Source organism: Pseudomonas sp. NPDC088414 (assembly GCF_044753325.1).
Classification (GTDB): Bacteria; Pseudomonadota; Gammaproteobacteria; order Pseudomonadales; family Pseudomonadaceae; genus Aquipseudomonas.
Window position 1 is genome coordinate 73,202 of record NZ_JBIVMY010000019.1, and the last position, 20,195, is coordinate 93,396.

General features: G+C 61.8%; 17 protein-coding genes and 1 pseudogene (1 of these 18 cut by a window edge). 7 read left to right on the plus strand and 11 right to left on the minus strand.

Annotation, left to right across the window (positions count from 1 at the left end; all coding sequences use genetic code 11):
- Positions 1-893 (plus strand): annotated as a pseudogene (gene gltP / locus ACIP8I_RS17250) (glutamate/aspartate:proton symporter GltP); it begins 445 nt to the left of the window's first position.
- A 203-nt stretch (positions 894-1,096) separates the two neighbouring features.
- Positions 1,097-2,326 (plus strand): nucleoside recognition domain-containing protein, encoded by a 1,230-nt coding sequence (locus ACIP8I_RS17255; RefSeq protein ID WP_400762602.1) that lies wholly within the window; start codon positions 1,097-1,099, stop codon positions 2,324-2,326.
- A gap of 139 nt (positions 2,327-2,465) precedes the next feature.
- On the opposite strand, the gene ACIP8I_RS17260 is transcribed toward ACIP8I_RS17255, so the two are convergent.
- The 9 genes from ACIP8I_RS17260 to ACIP8I_RS17300 all read right to left on the minus strand — a co-directional run bounded on the left by ACIP8I_RS17260 (position 2,466) and on the right by ACIP8I_RS17300 (position 13,048).
- The gene (locus ACIP8I_RS17260; protein WP_367082254.1) at positions 2,466-3,089 is read right to left on the minus strand and encodes an ABC-type transport auxiliary lipoprotein family protein; all 624 of its coding nucleotides are present in this window, start codon (positions 3,087-3,089) and stop codon (positions 2,466-2,468) included.
- On the minus strand, positions 3,086-4,024 hold the full coding sequence (locus tag ACIP8I_RS17265) for an MlaD family protein (RefSeq protein ID WP_367082252.1): 939 nt from the start codon (positions 4,022-4,024) through the stop codon (positions 3,086-3,088). Before ACIP8I_RS17265 ends, ACIP8I_RS17260 begins: the two co-directional genes overlap by 4 nt.
- 1 nt (position 4,025) lies before the next feature.
- Positions 4,026-4,829 (minus strand): ABC transporter ATP-binding protein, encoded by an 804-nt coding sequence (locus ACIP8I_RS17270; protein WP_400762604.1) that lies wholly within the window; start codon positions 4,827-4,829, stop codon positions 4,026-4,028.
- Entirely contained in the window at positions 4,826-5,974 is a 1,149-nt protein-coding gene (locus ACIP8I_RS17275) for an MlaE family lipid ABC transporter permease subunit (protein WP_400762606.1), read from the minus strand. Before ACIP8I_RS17275 ends, ACIP8I_RS17270 begins: the two co-directional genes overlap by 4 nt.
- A 54-nt stretch (positions 5,975-6,028) precedes the next feature.
- A complete protein-coding gene (locus ACIP8I_RS17280) occupies positions 6,029-7,057 on the minus strand; it encodes a DUF5924 family protein (RefSeq protein ID WP_400762608.1) in 1,029 nt (342 codons plus the stop codon).
- A gap of 236 nt (positions 7,058-7,293) precedes the next feature.
- On the minus strand, positions 7,294-8,688 hold the full coding sequence (locus tag ACIP8I_RS17285) for a M16 family metallopeptidase (RefSeq protein WP_400762610.1): 1,395 nt from the start codon (positions 8,686-8,688) through the stop codon (positions 7,294-7,296).
- Positions 8,689-8,864: 176 nt separating this feature from the next.
- Positions 8,865-10,523, minus strand: coding sequence for a Na/Pi cotransporter family protein (locus tag ACIP8I_RS17290; RefSeq protein ID WP_400762612.1), 1,659 nt, complete (start codon positions 10,521-10,523; stop codon positions 8,865-8,867).
- Between the two features lie 379 nt (positions 10,524-10,902).
- Positions 10,903-11,670 carry a TerC family protein gene (locus ACIP8I_RS17295; protein ID WP_047297439.1) on the minus strand — a complete coding sequence of 256 codons (768 nt, stop codon included), beginning with the start codon at positions 11,668-11,670 and terminating at the stop codon, positions 10,903-10,905.
- Between the two features lie 70 nt (positions 11,671-11,740).
- Positions 11,741-13,048 (minus strand): CitMHS family transporter, encoded by a 1,308-nt coding sequence (locus tag ACIP8I_RS17300; RefSeq protein WP_007954069.1) that lies wholly within the window; start codon positions 13,046-13,048, stop codon positions 11,741-11,743.
- A gap of 323 nt (positions 13,049-13,371) precedes the next feature.
- Here ACIP8I_RS17300 and ACIP8I_RS17305 point away from each other — a divergent pair, with 323 nt between their 5' ends.
- Positions 13,372-13,773, plus strand: a complete 402-nt coding sequence (locus tag ACIP8I_RS17305; protein ID WP_400762614.1) for a GFA family protein — start codon at positions 13,372-13,374, stop codon at positions 13,771-13,773.
- On the opposite strand, the gene ACIP8I_RS17310 is transcribed toward ACIP8I_RS17305, so the two are convergent.
- Positions 13,774-14,100: a DOPA 4,5-dioxygenase family protein gene (locus ACIP8I_RS17310; RefSeq protein WP_367082243.1), complete on the minus strand. Its 327-nt coding sequence runs from the start codon at positions 14,098-14,100 to the stop codon at positions 13,774-13,776.
- Positions 14,101-14,183: 83 nt separating this feature from the next.
- On the opposite strand from ACIP8I_RS17310, the gene ACIP8I_RS17315 reads away from it, so the two are divergent.
- Complete coding sequence (locus tag ACIP8I_RS17315) at positions 14,184-14,849, plus strand: NAD(P)-dependent oxidoreductase (RefSeq protein WP_400762616.1); 666 nt, start codon at positions 14,184-14,186, stop codon at positions 14,847-14,849.
- 47 nt (positions 14,850-14,896) lie between these two features.
- Here the strand turns inward: ACIP8I_RS17315 and ACIP8I_RS17320 are convergent, their stop codons facing one another.
- A complete protein-coding gene (locus tag ACIP8I_RS17320) occupies positions 14,897-15,847 on the minus strand; it encodes a choline sulfate utilization transcriptional regulator (protein WP_400762618.1) in 951 nt (316 codons plus the stop codon).
- 114 nt (positions 15,848-15,961) lie between these two features.
- On the opposite strand from ACIP8I_RS17320, the gene betC reads away from it, so the two are divergent.
- The 3 genes from betC to ACIP8I_RS17335 all read left to right on the plus strand — a co-directional run bounded on the left by betC (position 15,962) and on the right by ACIP8I_RS17335 (position 20,187).
- Positions 15,962-17,476: a choline-sulfatase gene (betC, locus tag ACIP8I_RS17325; RefSeq protein ID WP_400762620.1), complete on the plus strand. Its 1,515-nt coding sequence runs from the start codon at positions 15,962-15,964 to the stop codon at positions 17,474-17,476.
- Between the two features lie 15 nt (positions 17,477-17,491).
- On the plus strand, positions 17,492-18,412 hold the full coding sequence (gene choX, locus ACIP8I_RS17330; RefSeq protein ID WP_400762622.1) for a choline ABC transporter substrate-binding protein: 921 nt from the start codon (positions 17,492-17,494) through the stop codon (positions 18,410-18,412).
- Between the two features lie 206 nt (positions 18,413-18,618).
- Entirely contained in the window at positions 18,619-20,187 is a 1,569-nt protein-coding gene (locus tag ACIP8I_RS17335; protein WP_400762624.1) for a SulP family inorganic anion transporter, read from the plus strand.
- Positions 20,188-20,195 lie beyond the last annotated feature (8 nt).

The following is a 20,195-nucleotide window of genomic DNA, read 5'->3' on the forward strand; positions in this document are numbered from 1 at the left end:
CGTCGAACATCTTCGCGGCCATGGCCCGCGGCGAAATGCTGCCGATCATCTTCTTCTCCGTGCTGTTCGGCCTCGGTCTGTCGAGCCTGCAGTCGGACCTGCGCGAGCCGCTGGTGAAGATGTTCCAGGGCGTCTCGGAAAGCATGTTCAAAGTCACCCACATGATCATGAACTACGCCCCGATCGGCGTATTCGCCCTGATCGCGGTGACCGTGGCCAACTTCGGCTTCGCTTCCCTGCTGCCGCTGGCCAAACTGGTGATCCTGGTTTACGTCGCCATCGCCTTCTTCGCCTTCGTGGTGCTGGGCCTGATCGCCAAGCTGTTCGGCTTCTCGGTGATCAAGCTGATGCGCATCTTCAAGGATGAGCTGGTCCTGGCTTACTCCACCGCCTCCTCGGAAACCGTGCTGCCACGGGTGATCGAGAAGATGGAAGCCTACGGCGCACCGAAAGCCATCTGCAGCTTCGTGGTCCCGACCGGCTACTCGTTCAACCTCGACGGTTCGACCCTGTACCAGTCGATCGCCGCGATCTTCATTGCCCAGCTGTACGGCATCGACCTGTCGATCAGCCAGCAACTGCTGCTGGTGCTGACCCTGATGGTCACCTCCAAAGGCATCGCCGGCGTACCGGGCGTGTCCTTCGTAGTGCTGCTGGCGACCCTGGGCAGCGTCGGTATCCCGCTGGAAGGCCTGGCATTCATCGCCGGTGTCGACCGCATCATGGACATGGCGCGTACCGCACTGAATGTGATCGGCAACGCCCTGGCAGTGCTGGTTATCGCGCGTTGGGAAGGCATGTACGACGACGCCAAGGGCCAGCGCTACTGGAACTCCCTGCCGCACTGGCGCAGCAAGGAAAAACTGCCGGCTGGCGAGATTTCCAAGCCGTAAATGCAAACCCCTGTGGGAGCAAGCTTGCTCGCGAAGAGGCCGGCACATCTAACAATTATGTTGATTGACACACCGCCTTCGCGAGCAAGCTCGCTCCCACAGTGATTGATGCAAGGCTTACCAACAAACCCCGGAGCAATCCGGGGTTTGTCGTTTCTGGCGACCCCGCTATCATTCGCCGCATCTTCCGGGGGATTTGACTGATGCTTAATGGCCTGTGGCTTGGCTTCTTCGTCGTGGCAGCAATATCTGCGCTGGTGCAGTGGCTGGTCGGCGGCAACGCCGGGATTTTCGCGGCGATGGTGGAAAGCATTTTTGCCATGGCCAAACTCTCGGTCGAGGTGATGGTGCTGTTGTTCGGCACGCTGACCCTGTGGCTGGGCTTTCTGCGCATCGCCGAGAAGGCCGGGATCGTCGAATGGCTGGCCAAAGTCCTCGGACCGCTGTTCCTGCGGCTGATGCCGGAAGTCCCGGCGGGGCACCCGGCGCTGGGCCTGATCACCCTGAACTTCGCCGCCAACGGTCTGGGCCTGGACAACGCCGCCACGCCGATCGGCCTCAAGGCCATGAAAGCGCTGCAGGAACTCAACCCCAGCTCGACCATCGCCAGCAACGCACAAATCCTGTTCCTAGTTCTTAACGCCTCGTCCCTGACCCTGCTGCCGGTGACGATCTTCATGTACCGCGCCCAGCAAGGCGCGCCGGACCCGACCCAGGTGTTTTTGCCGATTCTGTTGGCGACCAGTTGCTCGACCATCGTCGGTTTTCTCTCGGTTGCGTTCATGCAACGCCTGCGCATCTGGGACCCGGTGGTGCTGGCCTATCTGATTCCCGGCGCGCTGATCCTCGGCGGCTTCATGGCGCTGCTGGCAACGATGTCGGCCACAGCACTGGCCGGGCTGTCGTCGATCCTTGGCAACCTGACGCTGTTCGGCCTGATCATGCTGTTCCTGGTGATCGGCGCGTTACGCAAGGTCAAGGTCTACGAAGCGTTCGTCGAGGGCGCGAAGGAGGGCTTCGACGTCGCCAAGAACCTGCTGCCGTATCTGGTGGCGATGCTCTGCGCAATCGGCGTGCTGCGTGCTTCGGGGGCACTGGACTTTGGTCTGGACGGCATTCGGCACCTGGTGCAGTGGGCCGGTTGGGATACGCGTTTTGTCGATGCGTTGCCGACGGCGATGGTCAAACCGTTTTCCGGCAGCGCCGCACGGGCGATGCTGATCGAAACCATGAAGACTTCCGGCGTCGACAGCTTCCCGGCGCTGGTGGCGGCGACGATACAGGGCAGTACCGAAACCACCTTCTATGTGCTGGCGGTGTATTTCGGCGCGGTGGGGATTCAGCGCGCGCGGCATGCCGTTGGATGCGCGCTGCTGGCAGAACTGGCCGGCGTGCTCGGCGCGATTGGCGTGTGCTACTGGTTCTTCGGCTAAGCACAAGAACGTTGGGCAACCAACTTCTCTGTGGCGAGGGAGCTTGCTCCCGCCAGGGCGCGAAGCGGCCCTGAAAGAGGGGGCTGCTACGCAGCCCAGCGGGAGCAAGCTCCCTCGCCACAAAAGCAATTTTGATCGATCAGGGTCTCTGAGGGGCGAGTTTCTGGCCTTGGTCGACGGCCCAAGCAACAACCTTGGCCGTCAGCCGATCACTGGCCTGTCCAAACCCTGCCACCACTGCTGGCACCTGCACATCATTCAGAGGCTGACGCTCTTCAAAGCGGCGGCTGGCGAGAATCTTCTGGTCATAGCCGCGCACCAGCAGCGCATCGACGCGCACCACGACGCTGGCCTGATTGCCCTGATACTCGGTCTGAAACGCCTGCAAACTGCCGCCCAGTTCCAGATCCGCAGCGAAGTTGCTGTCATCTGTACTGAGCAGCGTCACCCGCCCATCCCGGGCAAAGCCATCCAGCAGCCGATTACGCACCAGCACCGGCGCCGGGTCGCTCCAGCGCGAAGCCTTGTAGCTGCTGATCACATCACCCTGGGGAATCACTGCGATGTTCGGCCGGTTCAGCGCTTCGCTGGCTTGCAACTTGTTCAGGCGCAGCGACCAGTGCTGGGTCGCCGCCGAACTGGACGAGGCGGGCGCCTGTGCGGCGGGCAGGCGATAGACGTCCGAAGGCTCGGCCTTGGGCAGAATCGAGCAGGCACTGGTCAAGGCGAGGCTGGCGAGGAGGGCGAAGTGAGTCAGCTTCATGGGGTGAACTCCTTGTTCTTGTCACTGCCCAGCAGGTAGCCGCTGGGGTTGGCCTCAAGCCGTTGGGAAATGCCGCGCAGTGAGGTCAGCGTCTCGCGCAGTTCGCGGATCGCCGGGGCCAGGCCATTTAGGCCCTGCATACCGTTGTCGAGGGAGTTCTGGTTCTTGCTCAGCAGGCCGTTGATGGTGGCGCTGCTCTGTTCCAGCGATTTCATTGCCTGCTCGGCACTGCCCAGCGCCTGCTTGCCCTGATCGTTGAGCAGGCCGTTGGCGTTGCGCATCAGCGCCGAGGTCTGCTCGAGCATGCTGCCGGCCTGTTTGCCGACGCTCGCCAGTTGCTGCATGGCCTGACGCAGGTCGCCGCGCTGATCGTTGATCGAACCGGTGGTCTGCTCCAAGTGCGCCAGCGTGTTGCTGACGCGCTCGACGTTCTCCGGGGAGAACATCTGGTTGGCGTTGTTCAGTAGCGCGGTGATGCCGGTCATCAAGTCGTTACTGTCGTTGAGCAGCCGGGAAATAGGCGAGGGCGCCGCGACGATGGTCGGCAGTTCGCCGTCATGCCCGCGCAGCTTCGGACTTTCTGGAGTGCCACCGCTGAGCTGGATGATCGAGGTGCCGGTGATCCCGGCCAGTGCCAATTTGGCCTGGGTGTCTTCCTTGACCGGCGTATCGCCGCCCAGACGAATCCGCGCCAGCACCCGGCGCGGGTCTTTCGGGTCGAGACGCAGGTTGACCACATCGCCGACCTTGATCCCGCTGTACTGCACCGGGCTGCCCTTGGACAGGCCGCTGACCGCCTCGTTGAACACTACTTCGTAATCCTTGAACTCGGAATCGACGCTGGACTTGGCCAGCCACAGGCCGAAGAGCAGGGCGCCTGCCACCACTATCACCGAGAACAGGCCGATCAACACATGATGGGCTCGGGTTTCCATGTCAGACCTCGTTGAGCAATTTGGCGGCGTCCAGCGCCGAGCGGCCGCGCGGGCCGTGGAAGTATTCGTGAATCCACGCGTCATCGGTTTCCGAGACCACATCGATGGGACCGGCCACCAGCACTTTCTTCTGCGCCAGCACCGCCACCCGGTCGGTGATGGTGTAGAGCGTGTCGAGGTCGTGGGTCACCAGAAACACGCTCAGGCCCAGCGCATCGCGCAGGGTCAGGATCAGTTGATCGAATGCCGCCGCGCCAATCGGATCGAGGCCGGCGGTGGGTTCGTCGAGAAACAGAATGTCCGGATCCAGCGCAAGGGCCCGCGCCAGCGCCGCGCGCTTGATCATCCCGCCGGACAGCGACGCCGGGTATTTGTCCGCCGCCGACAGCGGCAGCCCGGCCAGCGCCAGCTTCACCGCCGCCAGATGCTCGGCGTCGTTGCGGCTCAGGCCGGCGTGTTCGATCAGCGGCAGGGCGACGTTTTCGGTGACGGTCAGCGAGGAGAACAGCGCGCCTTTCTGGAACAGCACGCCGAAACGTCGCTCGACCAGCGAACGCTCATGCTCGGACAGGCTCGGCAGGTTCTGCCCGAACACTTTCACGTTGCCTTCGCTGGGCCGGCGCAGCCCGACAATGCTGCGCAGCAGCACCGACTTGCCGCTGCCGGAACCGCCGACCACGGCGAGGATTTCGCCCTTGTACAAATCCAGATCGAGATGCTCGTGCACGCTCTGGCTGCCAAAGCGATTGCACAGGCCACGGACTTCGATCACCGCCTCCGAGGGCGCGCGGGGTAGACGACTCACCAGCCCATCTCCATGAAGAACAGCGCAGCCACCGCATCGAGCACGATCACCACGAAAATCGACTGCACCACGGCAGAGGTGGTGTGCGCACCGACCGATTCGGCGCTGCCGCTGACCTTGAAGCCCTCCAGGCAACCGATCGTGGCAATCAGGAAGGCAAAGACCGGCGCCTTCACCAGGCCGACCAGAAAATGCTGAATGCCGATGTCGCTCTGTAGCAGCGAGAGGAACATTGCCGGCGAGATCCCCAGCGACACCGCGCACACCACACCGCCGCCAATGATTCCGCAGAGCATCGCCAGAAACGTCAGCATCGGCAGCGCCACCAGCATCGCCAGTACCCGCGGCACCACCAGCAGTTCCATCGGGTCGAGGCCGAGGGTGCGGATCGCGTCGATCTCCTCGTTGGCCTTCATCGAACCGATCTGCGCGGTGAACGCACTGGCGGTGCGCCCGGCCATCAGGATTGCCGTGAGCAACACGCCGAACTCGCGCAGAAAGGAGAAGCCCACCAGATCGACGGTGAAGATCGTTGCACCAAAACTGGCCAGCACCGTGGCGCCGAGAAACGCCACCACCGCGCCGACCAGAAAAGTCAGCAGTGCCACGATCGGCGCGGCGTCGAGGCCAGTCTGTTCGATGTGGGCGACGACGGGGGTGATGCGCCAGCGCTTGGGGCGCAACAGGTTGCGGGCGATGGTTTCGAGGATCAGGCCGATGAAACCCAGCACTTGCAGGGTGTCTTGCCAGACCGTTTCCACGGCGCGCCCGATGCGGGTCAGCAGTTGCACGCTGACACTGACTTCCGGCTCCTTGATCGGCACACAGAAGTCGGTCAGCGAGCGATACACCGTTTGCAACAGCGCGCGGTCAGCCTGGGAAATCGTGCAGTCGGGGTGTTCGGCGGATTTGCCCAAGCGCTCGGAACCGAGCAGCTCCACCAGCAGGGAAGCGCCAGCGGTGTCGAGGGCGCCGAGGCTGTTGAGGTCGACCACGGTATTGGCGTCGTACTGGCCGGCAAGTTTTTCGGTCAGGTGCTTGAGGTCGGCGTAATGGGCAAGCGTCCAGTCCCCGGACACCCGCAGGCGGGCAGGGCTGATTGACGTGTCCAGCTGGGCATTACCGCTCATTGAGCTGCTGATCATAAGCTCCGTGCTTGTCCGGCTATTAAGCGAACTAACGTAATAGCACGAACCGGATTACTTTTCTTTGATCGCTGTGCTGTCCGTCACTTCGAAACGCAGCACACCGATCACCTGACCATCTTCAGTCAGCACCCGCACCTGCCACTTGCCTGCCGGGTTGCCGGGGAAGTTCTGCTTGTGCGTCCACGCCCGGTAACCTTCCTTGCGCCCGCCATGGATATCGAGGGCGATACGGTCGACTTCTTTGCCGTTGAACTGCCACACATGGTAGATCCGCTCATCCAGCCCGCGTGGCGCGTTGATCGCGGTGTAAGCGTAGAGACCGCCGTTGCGGATCTGCTCGGCGCTGACCTGTTCGAGGCTGTCGCCCGGGGTGCGATCCTGCAACTGAGTGCTGATCGCCACGTCGGTCATCCACAACGTCGCCGGCGGCACCCACGAGCGCAGGGTCCAGCCGACCGCGCCGATGCCGAAGGTGATGCACAGAATGGCCAGCGCGTTGCGCACGGTGCGAATCGGAAAGATCGACGCCAGACTGGGGAACGACAACACCACCGCCGTACCCAGCGCCCATTTGAAACTTTGCGCGGTGGTCAGGTGCATGATCACCGGCAGCGCGGTGAGCAGGGCGGCGAACAGGGTCAGGGTGTGCAACGCGAGAAACGCCCAGCGCCGTGGCGCCAGCCATTTGTAATAGAGCGGATCGACAATCGAGATCAGCGCGGCGATGCACAGCAGGCCGGTGAAGATCAGTTGGCCGCTGTTCCAGGTGGTGGTGATGAAGAAGAACGGCAGGACGAAAAACAGGCTTTCCTGGTGGATCATCTGCGTCGCGTAACGCAGCAGCGGCTGGGGGATTTCCCGTTTGAAGATGCGCGTGAACAGCCCGGTCAGGGTGTTTTCCAGCATCAGCCAGATCCAGCTGAGCAGCATGATGATGGTGATCCAGCTCGCCAGCCCCTGCTGGCGATCGACCAGAATGAAACTGCCGACCCCGGAGATGAAACCGCCAAGCGCAATCACCCCGGGGTAGCGCTTCATCAGTTCGAGAATGCGCTGGATCAGCTGGGGTATTTTCGGCATGTGGGCGGTTCACGACTGAATGGGAAAAAACCTCGACAGAGTACCGTCCGCCGGGCGACGTGGCGAGGCTCCCGGTCAGCAAAGCCTCTTATTTCTGTGGCGAGGGAGCTTGCTCCCGCTGGACTGCGCAGCAGTCGCAAAACCTGGGTGCACGATGTTCCTGAACTAACTCAGCCGTCGGTTTTGGGGCTGCTTCGCAGCCCAGCGGGAGCAAGCTCCCTCGCCACAGGATTTCCTCATCCTTCGGCTTTGTGTTTTCCCCGTCGATGCAGGCGCCAGCCGATCAGCACCAGCAACACCACACCCAGACCACCGGCAATCAGCCACAACACCTCATCATCACTGAGCAGCGGTTTCTCGATCCGCAGATACCCCGGCTGCAACAGCAACTCGCGCATGGCCTTGTTTGCCGTTTCCAGGGTCACGCCTTGCAGCTCCCGGGCCGGGTTGGCAAAGCGCCCGTCCTCGTAGTCGCCGAGCGCGCTCCAGTAGTAATCGGCCATCGCGCTGTTGCCCTGTACCGCCCAGGCCTGGTGGGCGATGGCCGCCTGTTTGATCCGGGCGAACGTGTCGGGGTCGAGGCCGTTTTTCAGCAAATCGGCTTTAAGGTCTTCCAGCACCTGTTTGGCTTCGGCGAGGTCATCGCGATCGACGTCGGCGTTGAGGCTCATGAAGCCGACCCCGCCAAACACTTCGCGCTCGGCCCACGGCCCATAGGACAAGCCATGGTTGAGGCGGATCTGCCGGTACAGCGCCCAGTCGAGGTAGTCCTTGAGGATGTCGAAGGTCTCGTCGTACTGATCGTCGAGCATCGGCTCCGGCACCAGCCAGTGCAACTTGGCGCTGTCGCCGATGAAGCCGCGGGTGAGGGTGCGCTCATGGGCGGCGCTGGTGCGGATGTCCGGCAGCTCACGGTGCTCGGCCGGGTCCACCGCTTCGAGCGCGCCCCAGGTGCGCTCCAGATAGGCCGGCAGCAGTTTGTCGAGCTCGCCGACGACGATCAGGGTCATGTTGTTCGGCGCGTACCAAGTCTTGCGCACCTGCTCCAGTTGCTTCTGGGTCAGGTGACCGACCTCGGCCCGTTGCGGGCACTTCAGGCCCAGCTCTACCGCCAGTTGATTGCTCGCGGTGTGGCCCAGATCCTGGCGGTCAAGAAAGCGTTGCAGGCGCGTGTAATGGCCGCCGTCCTCACGCTCGACCACGCGTTTGGCGGCGTTGATCGCGTTGTCGTCGATGCGGGTCTGGGTCAGCAGGCCCAGCAGCAGGTCGAGGACCTTGCGCTGGTTCTTCGCCGGGGCTTCGATAACGAACGTGGTGTCGGCGTTGCTGGTGAACGCATTCCACTCGCCGCCCAGCGCCTGCATGCGCTCCTCGAGGCCGCCTTCGCCAGTGGCGTCGACGCCGCTGAACAGCAGGTGCTCGAGCAGGTGCGGCAGCTCTTTTTCATCGCAATCGAAATCGTCGAGACCGACGCCCACCACCAGACGAATCGCCACATGCCCGCGCTCGGTGCCGGGCTTGAGCAACAGCTGCAAACCGTTGGGCAGCGCATAGCCTTCGACCTGAAAACGATCAACGGCGAAGGCGGGCAGGGAACCGAGCAACAGACAGGCGAACAACAGGCAACGCATAACAGGCTTCCATACGGCTGATTTGGAGATCCGTGTCGTCAGTCAGGCCCTCATCGCTGGCAAGCCAGCTCCCACAAGGATTGGCGGCATTCACAAAACCCTGTGGGAGCTGGCTTGCCAGCGATGGGGCCCTGAGGCTGAACTCTGAGTTACTGACTGACCCCAGCCTCAGACGTTCAAGGCGAATGCGTAATGTCGGCAATATCATCCGCTTCCAGAGCGCCGGTATCCGCCGTTTCCAGCACCACATAAGCACTGCTGCAGAACAGCGAATTCAAGCGCTTCATATCGGCAATCAGCTCAAGATGCAGCGAACTGGTTTCCAGACTCTGCACGATCTTACGTTGCAAACGGCTGACATGGGCATGGGCCAGACGCCGTTCCTGTGCGCGGAAGCGACGTTTTTCGCGCAACAACTGACGGGCGCTTTCCTTGTCGCCGCTGAGAAACACCGACAGGCCCAGGCGCAGGTTGGCGATCAGTTGCTGATGCAACCCCGCCAGTTCCTCCAGGCCGTCCTCGGAGAACGAGCGCCGTTGCGAGGTCTTCTGCTGCTGCACCTTGCGCAGCATGCGTTCGATCAGGTCGCTGGCCAGTTTCAGGTTGATCGCCAGCTCGATGGTCTCCGCCCAGCGCCGACTGTCCTGCTCGCCAAGATCCTCGCGGGGCATTTGAGCCAGGTACAGCTTGATCGCGCTGTACAGCGCTTCGACGTCATCGGTCAGTCGGCGCATTTCCTGGGTGATGGCGGTCTGCTTGCCGCGCAGCACATCGAGCATCGCGTCGAGCATGTTGTCGATCAGATCGCCCATGCGCAGGGTCTCGCGGGCGGCGTTGGCCAGCGCCAGGCTCGGGGTGACCAGCGCTGTCGCATCGAGATGCCGCGGTTTGGCGGTGCCGTTGACCTCCGGGCGCACAGGCAGCAGCCAGGCGCACAGGCGTGCCATCGGCGAGACGCTGGGCAGCAGAATCAGGCAGCGCGCGGTGTTGTAGAGCAGGTGGAAACCGATGACCATTTCCTGCGGGCTGAAATCCAGACCGTCCATCCAGTGCACCAGCGGGTCAAGCACCGGGATGATCAGCAGCAGGCCGATCAGTTTGTACAGCAGGCTGCCCAGCGCCACTTGCCGCCCGGCGGCGTTCTGCATGCTGGTGCTCATGAACGCCAGCACGCCGCTGCCGATGTTGGCGCCGATCACCAGACCGATCGCCACCGGCAAGCTGATCACGCTGGCACCGGCCAGCGTCGCGGTCAGGAGCACGGCGGCGAGGCTGGAGTAGGAAATCATCGCGAACAACGCACCAACCAAGGCGTCGAGAAGGATGTCGCCGGTCAGCGAAGCAAAGATCACCTTCACCCCTTGGGCGTGGGTGATCGGCGCGGCAGCTTCGACGATCAGTTGCAGCGCGAGAATGATCAGCCCCAGACCGATGCTGACCCGGCCCATCTGCCCGAGCCGCGTCTGTTTGCGCGACAGAAAGAAAATCACCCCGAGAAAAATCAGCAGCGGCGACAGCCACGACAGGTCGAACGTCAGCACCCGCGCCATCAGCGCGGTACCGACGTCGGCGCCAAGCATGGTCGCCAGCGCCGGGGTCAGTGCCATCAGGCCCTGGCCGACGAAGGAGGTCACGAGCATGGCGGTGGCGTTGCTGCTCTGCACCATCGCGGTCACGACGATGCCGGCGACGAACGCGAGCCAGCGCCTGGACATGTTCTGGCCGATCACATGGCGCAGATTGGTGCCGTACACCCGCAGGATGCCGGTTCGGACGATGTGCGTGCCCCAGATCAACAGGGCCACGGCAGAAAGCAGATTGAGCAGGGTGAGCATGCAGACCCCCTGTAGTAGCAGCGCCCCAGAGGGGCAAGTTGACGGTACCGCGCGGTTTCTACGTTTTTGATACTTAAGCTGTAGTTGGCTAACGGACTGGGCGCCAGCATTGCACAGCTAAAGTGCGGATTGAAACAAAAGTGTCATGAAAACAGGTTCATCCACCCCCCGCGCAACCACCCCAAATCCCTGTGGGAGCTGGCTCGCCAGCGATGACGGCAGCACTGGCGACATTGATGTTGCCTGACACGCCTCTATCGCTGGCAAGCCAGCTCCCACAGGGTTTGTGTACGAGCTCAAAATCCGCTTGAACAAAAAAACCTGTGGGAGTCTGGCAAGCCAGCTCCCACAGGTTTTGTATTGCTATCGGATCAGCGGGTCACTGCCCCGGCACGTCCTTGCGCAGCTTCACCGGGTCCTGCTGCTTTTTCTTCCTGGCGATCGCGGTGCGCATCTTGATGTTGATCGCTTCCACCGCCAGCGAGAACGCCATGGCGAAGTAGACGTAGCCTTTTGGCACATGCACATCGAACGCTTCGGCGATCAGCACGGTGCCGACTACCAGCAGGAACGACAGCGCCAGCATCTTCAGCGACGGGTGCTTGTCGATGAACTCGCTGATCTTGCCCGAGGCCGCCATCATCACCAGCACCGCAACGACAATCGCCGCGACCATCACCGGCACATGGGAGACCATGCCGACGGCGGTGATCACCGAGTCCAGCGAGAACACGATGTCGATGATCGCGATCTGGATGATGGTGTAGAGGAAGTTGCCACCCTTGCCCGAAGGCTCGTCGCCGCTTTCGTCTTCGCCTTCGAGTGCGTGGTACATCTCTTGCGAGCTTTTCCACAGCAGAAACAGGCCACCGAAAAACAGGATCAGGTCGCGACCGGAAATGCCCTGACCGAACACCACGAACAGGTCGGCGGTGAGGCGCATGACCCAGGTGATCGACAGCAGCAACAGGATCCGCGTGATCATCGCCAGGCCCAGGCCGAAGATCCGCGTGCGCTGCTGCATGTGCTTGGGCATGCGGCTGACCAGGATCGAAATCATGATGATGTTATCGATGCCCAGAACGATTTCCAGGGCGGTCAGGGTAAAGAAGGCAACCCAGATTTCGGGGTTGGTCAGCCAATCCATGTGTATTCCTTTGAGCGAGTGTTAAACCAGGACGCCAGCAAGCAGCTGGCGTCCTGGTGAGTGAGTGCCGTTACAACGTGCTGAACAGCGGGAACGTCCCCAGCAGCAAGGCGGCCACCAGTATGCACAGGCAGACCAGCACTGCCCACTTCAGGGTGAAACGCTGGTGATCGCCGAATTCGATACCAGCCAGCGCCACCAGCAGGTAAGTCGATGGAACCAGCGGGCTGAGCAAGTGGACGGGCTGACCGACGATCGAGGCACGGGCCATTTCCACCGCGGTGATGCCGTAATGGCTGGCCGCTTCGGAGAGCACCGGCAACACGCCGTAGTAGAACGCGTCGTTCGACATGAAGAAGGTGAACGGCATGCTCACCAGCGCCGTGATCACCGCCAGGTACGGGCCGAGGAAGTCCGGAATCACTGCCAGCAGACTTTTCGACATGGCGTCGACCATGCCGGTTCCGGACAGGATACCGGTGAAGATACCCGCAGCGAAAATCAGACTGACCACCGACAGCACGCTGCCGGCGTGGGCCGCAACGCGGTCCTTCTGCATTTGCAGGCATGGGTAGTTGACGATCATCGCGATGCTGAACGCCACCATGAACAGCACCGGCAGCGGCAGCAGGCCGGCGATCAGGGTGCACATCAGGGCCAGGGTCAGCAGGCCGTTGAACCAGATCAGCTTCGGACGACGGGCATCGGGGAACTGCGAGACGCTGATTTCGCTGTGATCGATCTCGTCGCCGATCAGGTGCAGCTCGCCCAGACGCGCACGCTCACGTTTGCCGTAGAAGTAGGCAATGATCAGGATCGCCACCACACCGGCGGCCATCGCCGGGATCATCGGTACGAAGATGTCCGACGGGTCCACATGCAGCGCACTGGCGGCACGGGCGGTCGGGCCACCCCACGGGGTCATGTTCATCACGCCACCAGCGAGGATGATCAGACCGGCCATGATCCGCGGGCTCATGCCGATGCGGCTGTACAGCGGCAGCATGGCGGCCACGCAGATCATGTAAGTGGTCGCGCCGTCACCATCGAGGGAAACGACGAGCGCCAGCACGGCGGTACCGACCGAAACTTTCAACGGGTCGCCCTTGACCAGTTTGAGGATCTTGCGCACGGCCGGGTCGAACAAGCCGGAGTCGATCATCAGGGCGAAGTACAGAATGGCGAACATCAGCATCACGCCGGTCGGCGCAAGCTTGGTAATACCTTCGAGCATCATCGGGCCGATCTTCGGAGCGAAACCACCGAACAGGGCGAACAGGATCGGAATGATGATCAGGGCGATCAGCGCAGACAGGCGCTTGGTCATGATCAGGAACATGAACGTGATGACCATGGCGAAGCCAAGGAAAGTCAGCATGGGATTACTCCAGGCGTAGCGCGGCTAATTGAGTGAGCGGATCGGAAGGGATCAGCGCAGAACGGGAAGCACGAGACGTACGGGCGGAGTTTCAGCGAGAAGGCGGGCTACAGAGGACATCAGAATCACCATTGTTGTTGTTAATTGGGCCTGACATGCGAGCGATCACACGCGTTGGCCAACCGGTCTGTTGCCGGTAGTGGCGGCGATCCTAATCGGGCAACCTTTCAGCTACCTTTCGCTGACGAAAGCTTCAGGCGAATGGCCAACCGGCTGTCGGATGCGACTAGAGTCAATCATTTCGGGGACGGGAGGGCAGGGAAATGGAAGAAGTGCACAGTGGTGGCTGCCACTGCGGACACATCCGCTATCAGTTCAGCGGGCCATTGCAGGACATCGCCCACTGCCACTGCTCGATCTGCCGCAAGGTCAGCGGCGGAATCGTCACCACGTGGATCACGGTTCCGGCGGACAGCTTTCAGTGGCTGGCCGGGACGCCTTCGCGCTATGACTCGTCGAGCAGTTGCGCGCGGTATTTCTGTCCGCGTTGTGGCGCGCAGCTGGCGTTGGTGACGCAACTCAGTCCCGAGAGCATCGATGTGACCATCGCCACGCTGGATCACCCGGAGCAGGCGCCGGCCGAGCGGCATATCTGGACCGACAGCCAGTTGCCCTGGCTGCATCTGGATGAACATCTGCCGGGCGAGCCGCAAGAAACGCTCTGATTAAAAAACAGACAAATCCAGCGGCCGCATCGCGCCCATCCAGATCGCATGCTCGGTGTGATCGAGCAAGTCATCGCCGGTATCCGGGTGGAGGAACACCACCAGGCCCTTGCGATTGAGCGCCAGCCACGGCAACACCTCACCGATCAGCTCCGGGCCGAAAGCCAGTTGGCAGCTCCAGTCCGGGTGCGGGCCGACCGGGCGCTCATGGACGCGCCCCATCTTCAGAGGAAACAACTGCGCCGCCTGTTCACACAAGGCGCGCGCCTGATCGATGGTGCCGGCGTCGAAATAGACGTGGGCGTGATAGCCATTGATTGCTTGCATCGGAAAGCCTCTGAATCGGTTCGAACCCTCGGCGCAGGCTGCATGTCACACGCCATACAAGGGACAACAAAAAGGAATCAGCCATGAAAAATGCCGAAACCCCAATGGTCAAAGTGGTGCTCTATGGTGCCATGGCCAGCCTCGGCGGTGCATTGATGGCTGAATTGCTGCGCCGACAGCACGAAGTCATCGCAATTCTCGACGATCTGAATGTACTCGCGCCGCGTCCGGGACTGCGCACCAAAAGCGGCGATCTGTTTGACGCCGAGCGGGTAAAACAGAGCGTAGCGGGGAGCTCGGCGGTGATCTGCCTGCTGGATGCGCCGGGCCTGCCGTTCAACAGCGACCATGTAGAAAGATCCGTAGTGCTGGGGCCGGTAGAGCAGGTTTTAGCGGTCGATGCGTTGGTCGACGGCTTGCAGGCAGCCAACGTGTCGCGGCTGTTTCTGGTGGGCAATTTTGCCGTGCTCGACGAGCTGGAGTTGGACGACGGGCTGCAACGCCACGCCGCCGAAGAAATCCGCGAAGCCCTGCAAAGCAGCCCGCTGCAATGGACACTGGTGAATGCGCCGCACGGGGTCGCGGGGCTGACCATCGAGCATTTCAGTCAGGTGGGCGGCAATCTCGAGCCGGGGCTGGCAGAGCCGCTGGAACGGCTGAACCGCGTTGCGGTGGGTATTGCCGATGAGCTGCGGTTGAATCTGCATGTGGGGCAGCATGTGAATTTTGTAACGACGTCGGGTACGTAAAAAGATCGCAGCCTGCGGCAGCTCCTACAGAGAGTTGATTTTGATGTTCAAACCGCAATCGATGGCAATGCCACTCCGGCGAGGGACTCTGCGCTGCTGGCCTGTTCGGCCATCAACCAGTCGACAAACTGCTGAATCAACGCGCCCCGACGTTTGCGTTGCGGCAGCACCACGTAATAACCGAGGCGCGACAACGTGGTCTCGGCCACAGGCCGACAGAGCAAGCCTTGGGTCAGCAAGTTATCCACAAGGTGGCGCCAGCCAATGGCAACGCCCTGACCGCCAATCGCCGCTTGAATCAGCAGGGTGTAATTGTCGAAACGCAATTGCCCCGGTGCAGGCGGCGTGTTGATGCCCAGTTCGCGAAACAGACCGCTCCAGTCAAACCAGTTGCTGCTGTTCTCCCCGCGCAAGTGCAGCAATGGAAACTCCAGCAACGCCTGAGCAGGCAAGGGCAGGGTGCGGCCCTTGAGCAGTTGCGGGCTGCACACTGGAAACACTTCTTCGCTGAACAGCCAATGGCTCTCGCCCTGTTTGAATCGACCGTCACCAAACAGCACCGCGACATCGATGTCGGTACGCAGCATGTTGTGGTTGCGCTCGCTGGTGACCAGGCTTACATCGACGTTCGGGTTAGCTTCGTGGAAGCGGTGCAGCCGTGGCATCAGCCAGTAAGCGGCGAAGGCGAAATCGGTGGCGACCTGCAACACTTCATGTTGCTGCTGCGTGCTGATCGCGCTCAACCCTGCGTCGATATGCTGCAAACCGAGCTGAACCTGCTCGAACAGGATCGCCCCGCCCTCAGTCAATTCGATGCCGCGGTATATTCGGTCAAACAGCCGTGCTCCAAGCTGCTCTTCCAGACGCTTGATCTGTTGGCTGATCGCCGGTTGCGTGGTGCCCAGCTCCACCGCGGCGGCGGTAAAGCTGCGATGGCGCGCCGCCGCTTCGAAGGCGCGCAACAGGTCGAGGGACAGATTACCGAGGGCTTCATACATAAGCGGTGCTTATCCTAGTCATTGTCCGGCGCGGGCTTTACCGGACAGGGCATGGACTCCATGCTCGATCGCAGCAATGTCGCATAAATATTCACTATGGAATGCCGCGATCACATGAAGCGCAAGAACATTCTCTTCATCATGGCCGATCAAATGGCCGCGCCAATGTTGCCAATTTACGGCCCGTCGCCAATCAAATTGCCGAATCTTTCACGCCTCGCCGCCCAAGGCGTGGTGTTCGATGCCGCGTACTGCAACAGCCCGTTGTGCGCGCCGTCGCGCTTCACCCTGGTCAGCGGCCAGTTGCCGAGCAAGATCGGCGCTTACGACAACGCCGCCGATTTCCCCGCCGACATTCCGACCTACGCCCACTACCTGCGTCGCCTCGGCTACCGCACCGCGCTGTCGGGCAAGATGCATTTCTGCGGCCCGGATCAATTGCACGGTTATGAAGAACGCCTGACCAGCGACATCTACCCAGCCGACTACGGCTGGGCGGTGAACTGGGACGAGCCGGACGTGCGCCCGAGCTGGTATCACAACATGTCCTCGGTGTTGCAGGCGGGCCCGTGCGTGCGTACCAACCAGCTCGACTTCGACGAAGAGGTGGTGTTCAAGGCCCGGCAATACCTGTTCGACCACATTCGTGAGGACGGCGACCGGCCGTTCTGCCTGACCGTGTCGATGACCCACCCACACGACCCGTACACGATTCCCAAGGCGTTCTGGGATTTGTACGACGACGGTGACATCCCGTTGCCGAGCACCCCGGAGCAACATTCCCTCGATCCACACTCGCAGCGCCTGCTCAAGGTCTATGACCTGTGGGACAAGCCGCTGCCTGTGGATAAGATTCGCGATGCGCGCCGTGCGTACTTCGGCGCGTGCAGCTATATCGACGCCAACGTCGGCAAACTTCTGCAAACCCTCGAAGATACCGGGCTGATCGATGACACCATCATCGTGTTCTCCGGCGACCACGGTGACATGCTGGGAGAGAAGGGCCTCTGGTACAAAATGCACTGGTTCGAGATGGCCGCGCGGGTGCCGCTGTTGATCAGTGCGCCGGGGCAGTTCGCTGCCGGCCGGGTCAGCGCCGCGGTGTCCACTGCCGATCTGTTGCCGACCTTCGTCGAGCTGGCTGGCGGCACGCTGGAACCGGGCTTGCCGCTGGATGGCCGCTCGCTGCTGGCACATCTGCAAGGGCAGGGCGGGCATGACGAAGTGTTCGGCGAGTACATGGCCGAAGGCACGGTCAGCCCGCTGATGATGATCCGCCGTGGCGCCTACAAATTTATCTACAGTGAAAGCGACCCTTGCCTACTCTTCGATGTGCACAACGATCCGCGTGAGCTCGAAGAACTCAGCCAGTCGCCGCAAAATCGCCAGCTGTTCGACGATTTTCTCGCCGAAGCGCGGGCCAAGTGGGACATCCCGGCGATTCATCGCGAGGTGCTCGCCAGCCAGCGCCGCCGCCGTTTTGTTGCCGATGCCCTGACCATCGGCAAGCTGAAGAGCTGGGATCACCAGCCGCTGGTGGACGCCAGTCAGCAGTACATGCGCAACCACATCGACCTCGACGATCTGGAACGCAAGGCCCGTTATCCACAACCCTGCCAAAACCAATAATGTAAGGGGAAGTCCATGCGCAAGTTATCCACAGCACTGACGATTGGCCTGCTGGCCCTGGGCAGCGCTTCGGCATTTGCCGAGCAAAGCTGCGAAACGGTGAAGATGGCTGATCCTGGCTGGAGCGACATTGCCGCGACCAACGCCATCACCGGGTTTCTGCTGGACGGCATGGGCTACAAGGCCAAGGTCGACACCCTCGCAGTGCCGATCACCTTCGGCGGTTTAAAGGACGGTCAGGTGGATGTGTTCCTCGGCAACTGGATGCCGGCGCAGCAGGGCTTCTACGACAAGTTCGTCGCCAGCGGTGACGTCACGCAACTGGCGAAGAACCTCGACGGCACCGAGTTCACCCTGGCCGTGCCGGATTACGTGTGGGACGCGGGCGTGCATGACTTTGCCGACCTGAACAAATACGCCGACAAATTCGAGAACAAGATTTACGGCATCGGTTCCGGTGCACCCGCGAACATTTCGCTGCAGGAAATCATCAAGAAGAACGACTTCGACCTCGGCCAGTGGAAGCTGATCGAATCCAGCGAACAAGCGATGCTCGCCGAAGTGTCGCGGGCGGTGAAAAAGCAGAAATTCGTCACCTTCCTCGGCTGGACCCCGCACCCGATGAACGTGCAGCTGAAGATGCATTACCTCAAGGGCGGCGAGAAATACTTCGGCGACACCGGCAGCGTCTACACCCTGACCCGTAAAGGCTACGCCGAGGCCTGCCCGAATGTGGGCAAGTTGCTGACCAACCTGGCGTTCACCCAGGACATGGAAAACAGCATCATGGCCGAGGTGGTGAACAAGAAGGTCAGCAACGCCGATGCGGTGAAGGCGTGGATCAAGGCCAATCCGGCGGTGCTGGACAAGTGGCTGGAGGGGGTGAAGACCGTGGATGGCAAGGATGCGTTGCCTGCGGTCAAGGCCAAGCTCTGATCCAGCCCAACCAGCTTCTTGTGGTGAGGGGATTTATCCCCGATGGGCCGCAAAGCGGCCCTTAAATCTGAATTCACGGTATGTCAGATCTACCGCGACTAGTGGATTTCAGGACTGCTTCGCAGCCCATCGGGGATAAATCCCCTCACCACAATGACCGTACTGTCCTGTTAGGCTTTGCCTGAAAACCCCAACCGCGAGGACCCATGGCCCTGCCCAGTCGCCACTCACTTTTCCCCTTCCTGACCTGGCTACCGCGGCAAACCCGCGCCAGCGTCGGCCGGGATCTGATCGTTGGCCTCAGCGGCGCCATTCTCGCGTTGCCGCAGTCGATCGCCTACGCGCTGATCGCCGGCCTGCCGCCGGAATACGGCCTCTATGCGGCGATCATCCCGGTGCTGATCGCCTGCCTGTGGGGGTCGTCGTGGCATCTGATCTGCGGCCCGACTGCAGCAATTTCGATTGTGCTGTATGCCAGCATCAGTCCCTTGGCCGTGCCGGCGTCACAGGACTACATCACGCTGATCCTGCTGCTCACCTTCCTCGCGGGGATTTTTCAGTGGCTGCTGGGGTTGCTGCGCTTCGGCGCTTTGGTGAATTTCGTCTCGCATTCGGTGGTGCTCGGTTTCACCCTCGGCGCGGCGGTGGTGATCGCCATTGGGCAATTGCCGAACCTGCTGGGGCTGGAGTTGCCGGCCAAAGCCACGGCGCTGGCGAGTCTGATGGACCTGCTGCAACACCTCAGGGCTGTGGATAAACCGTCGTTAGTTCTGGGCGTAGCCACGGTGGTGGTCGGCGTGGTGCTGAAACAACTGCTGCCGCGCTGGCCAACGCTGTTGATCACGTTGGTGCTGGCCAGCCTGCTGGCGTGGCTGTGGCCGGCGATGTTCGGCCATGTGCACCTGGTCAGTGCGTTTGTCGGTCGCCTGCCGCCGTTCAGTGGCTTGCCGCTGGATCTGGACTTGATCCTGCGTCTGCTGCCCAGTGCCGTGGCGGTAGGCATGCTCGGGCTGGTCACCAGCCTGTCGATCGCGCGCTCGATTTCGGCGCGCTCGCAGCAGTTGCTCGATGCCAATCAGGAAGTCCGCGCGCAGGGTTTATCCAATATCGTCGGGGCGTTCTTTTCCGGGTCGCTATCCGCCGGCTCGTTCACCCGTTCCGGCCTGAGTTACGAGGCGGGCGCCTGTTCGCCGCTGGCCGGGGTGTTTTCGGCGATCTGGGTCGCGCTGTTCGCGATTTTCGGCGCCGGGCTGATTTCACACATTCCGATTCCGGCGATGGCCGGGAGCATTCTGCTGATCGCCTGGGGCCTGGTGGATCATCGCGGGATTCGTTCGTTGCTGCGGGTCAGCCGCGCCGAGTTCGTGGTCATGGCGCTGACCTGCTTCGCCACGCTGCTGCTGGAATTGCAGACGGCGATTTATGCCGGGGTGCTGGCCTCGCTGTTCTTCTACCTCAAACGCACTTCGCAACCGCGGGTGCAGCATTGGCGCGACGGCGAGGAGGACGTGCTGCGGGTCGGCGGCTCGATCTTCTTCGGCGCCAGCCATTACCTGCAAGTGCGCCTGCAACGGCTGCACGGCGCGCGCGTGGTGATCGAGGCGCAGCAGATCAATTTCATCGACTACTCGGGAGTGGAGATGCTGCATCAGGAGGCGCGGCGCCTGCTGCGTCAGGATCGCAGCCTGACCCTGCGCCGGGCGCGACCGCAGGTGGTGGAGGAATTGAGGAAGCTGGAAGGCGCGGAGAAATGCCCGATCCGGTTTGAGGACTGACCTGCTGG

Bases quoted from the DNA above. Each gene is read 5' to 3' on its own strand.
- ACIP8I_RS17295 (WP_047297439.1), bottom strand. From the start codon at position 11,670: ATGGATTGGCTGACCAACCCCGAAATCTGGGTTGCCTTCTTTACCCTG.
- ACIP8I_RS17275 (WP_400762606.1), bottom strand. From the start codon at position 5,974: ATGATCAGCAGCTCAATGAGCGGTAATGCCCAGCTGGACACGTCAATC.
- ACIP8I_RS17265 (WP_367082252.1), bottom strand. From the start codon at position 4,024: ATGGAAACCCGAGCCCATCATGTGTTGATCGGCCTGTTCTCGGTGATA.
- ACIP8I_RS17335 (WP_400762624.1), top strand. From the start codon at position 18,619: ATGGCCCTGCCCAGTCGCCACTCACTTTTCCCCTTCCTGACCTGGCTA.
- ACIP8I_RS17300 (WP_007954069.1), bottom strand. From the start codon at position 13,048: ATGCTGACTTTCCTTGGCTTCGCCATGGTCATCACGTTCATGTTCCTG.
- ACIP8I_RS17255 (WP_400762602.1), top strand. From the start codon at position 1,097: ATGCTTAATGGCCTGTGGCTTGGCTTCTTCGTCGTGGCAGCAATATCT.
- ACIP8I_RS17315 (WP_400762616.1), top strand. From the start codon at position 14,184: ATGAAAAATGCCGAAACCCCAATGGTCAAAGTGGTGCTCTATGGTGCC.
- ACIP8I_RS17280 (WP_400762608.1), bottom strand. From the start codon at position 7,057: ATGCCGAAAATACCCCAGCTGATCCAGCGCATTCTCGAACTGATGAAG.
- ACIP8I_RS17305 (WP_400762614.1), top strand. From the start codon at position 13,372: ATGGAAGAAGTGCACAGTGGTGGCTGCCACTGCGGACACATCCGCTAT.
- ACIP8I_RS17285 (WP_400762610.1), bottom strand. From the start codon at position 8,688: ATGCGTTGCCTGTTGTTCGCCTGTCTGTTGCTCGGTTCCCTGCCCGCC.
- ACIP8I_RS17320 (WP_400762618.1), bottom strand. From the start codon at position 15,847: ATGTATGAAGCCCTCGGTAATCTGTCCCTCGACCTGTTGCGCGCCTTC.
- choX (WP_400762622.1), top strand. From the start codon at position 17,492: ATGCGCAAGTTATCCACAGCACTGACGATTGGCCTGCTGGCCCTGGGC.
- betC (WP_400762620.1), top strand. From the start codon at position 15,962: ATGAAGCGCAAGAACATTCTCTTCATCATGGCCGATCAAATGGCCGCG.
- ACIP8I_RS17290 (WP_400762612.1), bottom strand. From the start codon at position 10,523: ATGCTCACCCTGCTCAATCTGCTTTCTGCCGTGGCCCTGTTGATCTGG.
- ACIP8I_RS17260 (WP_367082254.1), bottom strand. From the start codon at position 3,089: ATGAAGCTGACTCACTTCGCCCTCCTCGCCAGCCTCGCCTTGACCAGT.
- ACIP8I_RS17310 (WP_367082243.1), bottom strand. From the start codon at position 14,100: ATGCAAGCAATCAATGGCTATCACGCCCACGTCTATTTCGACGCCGGC.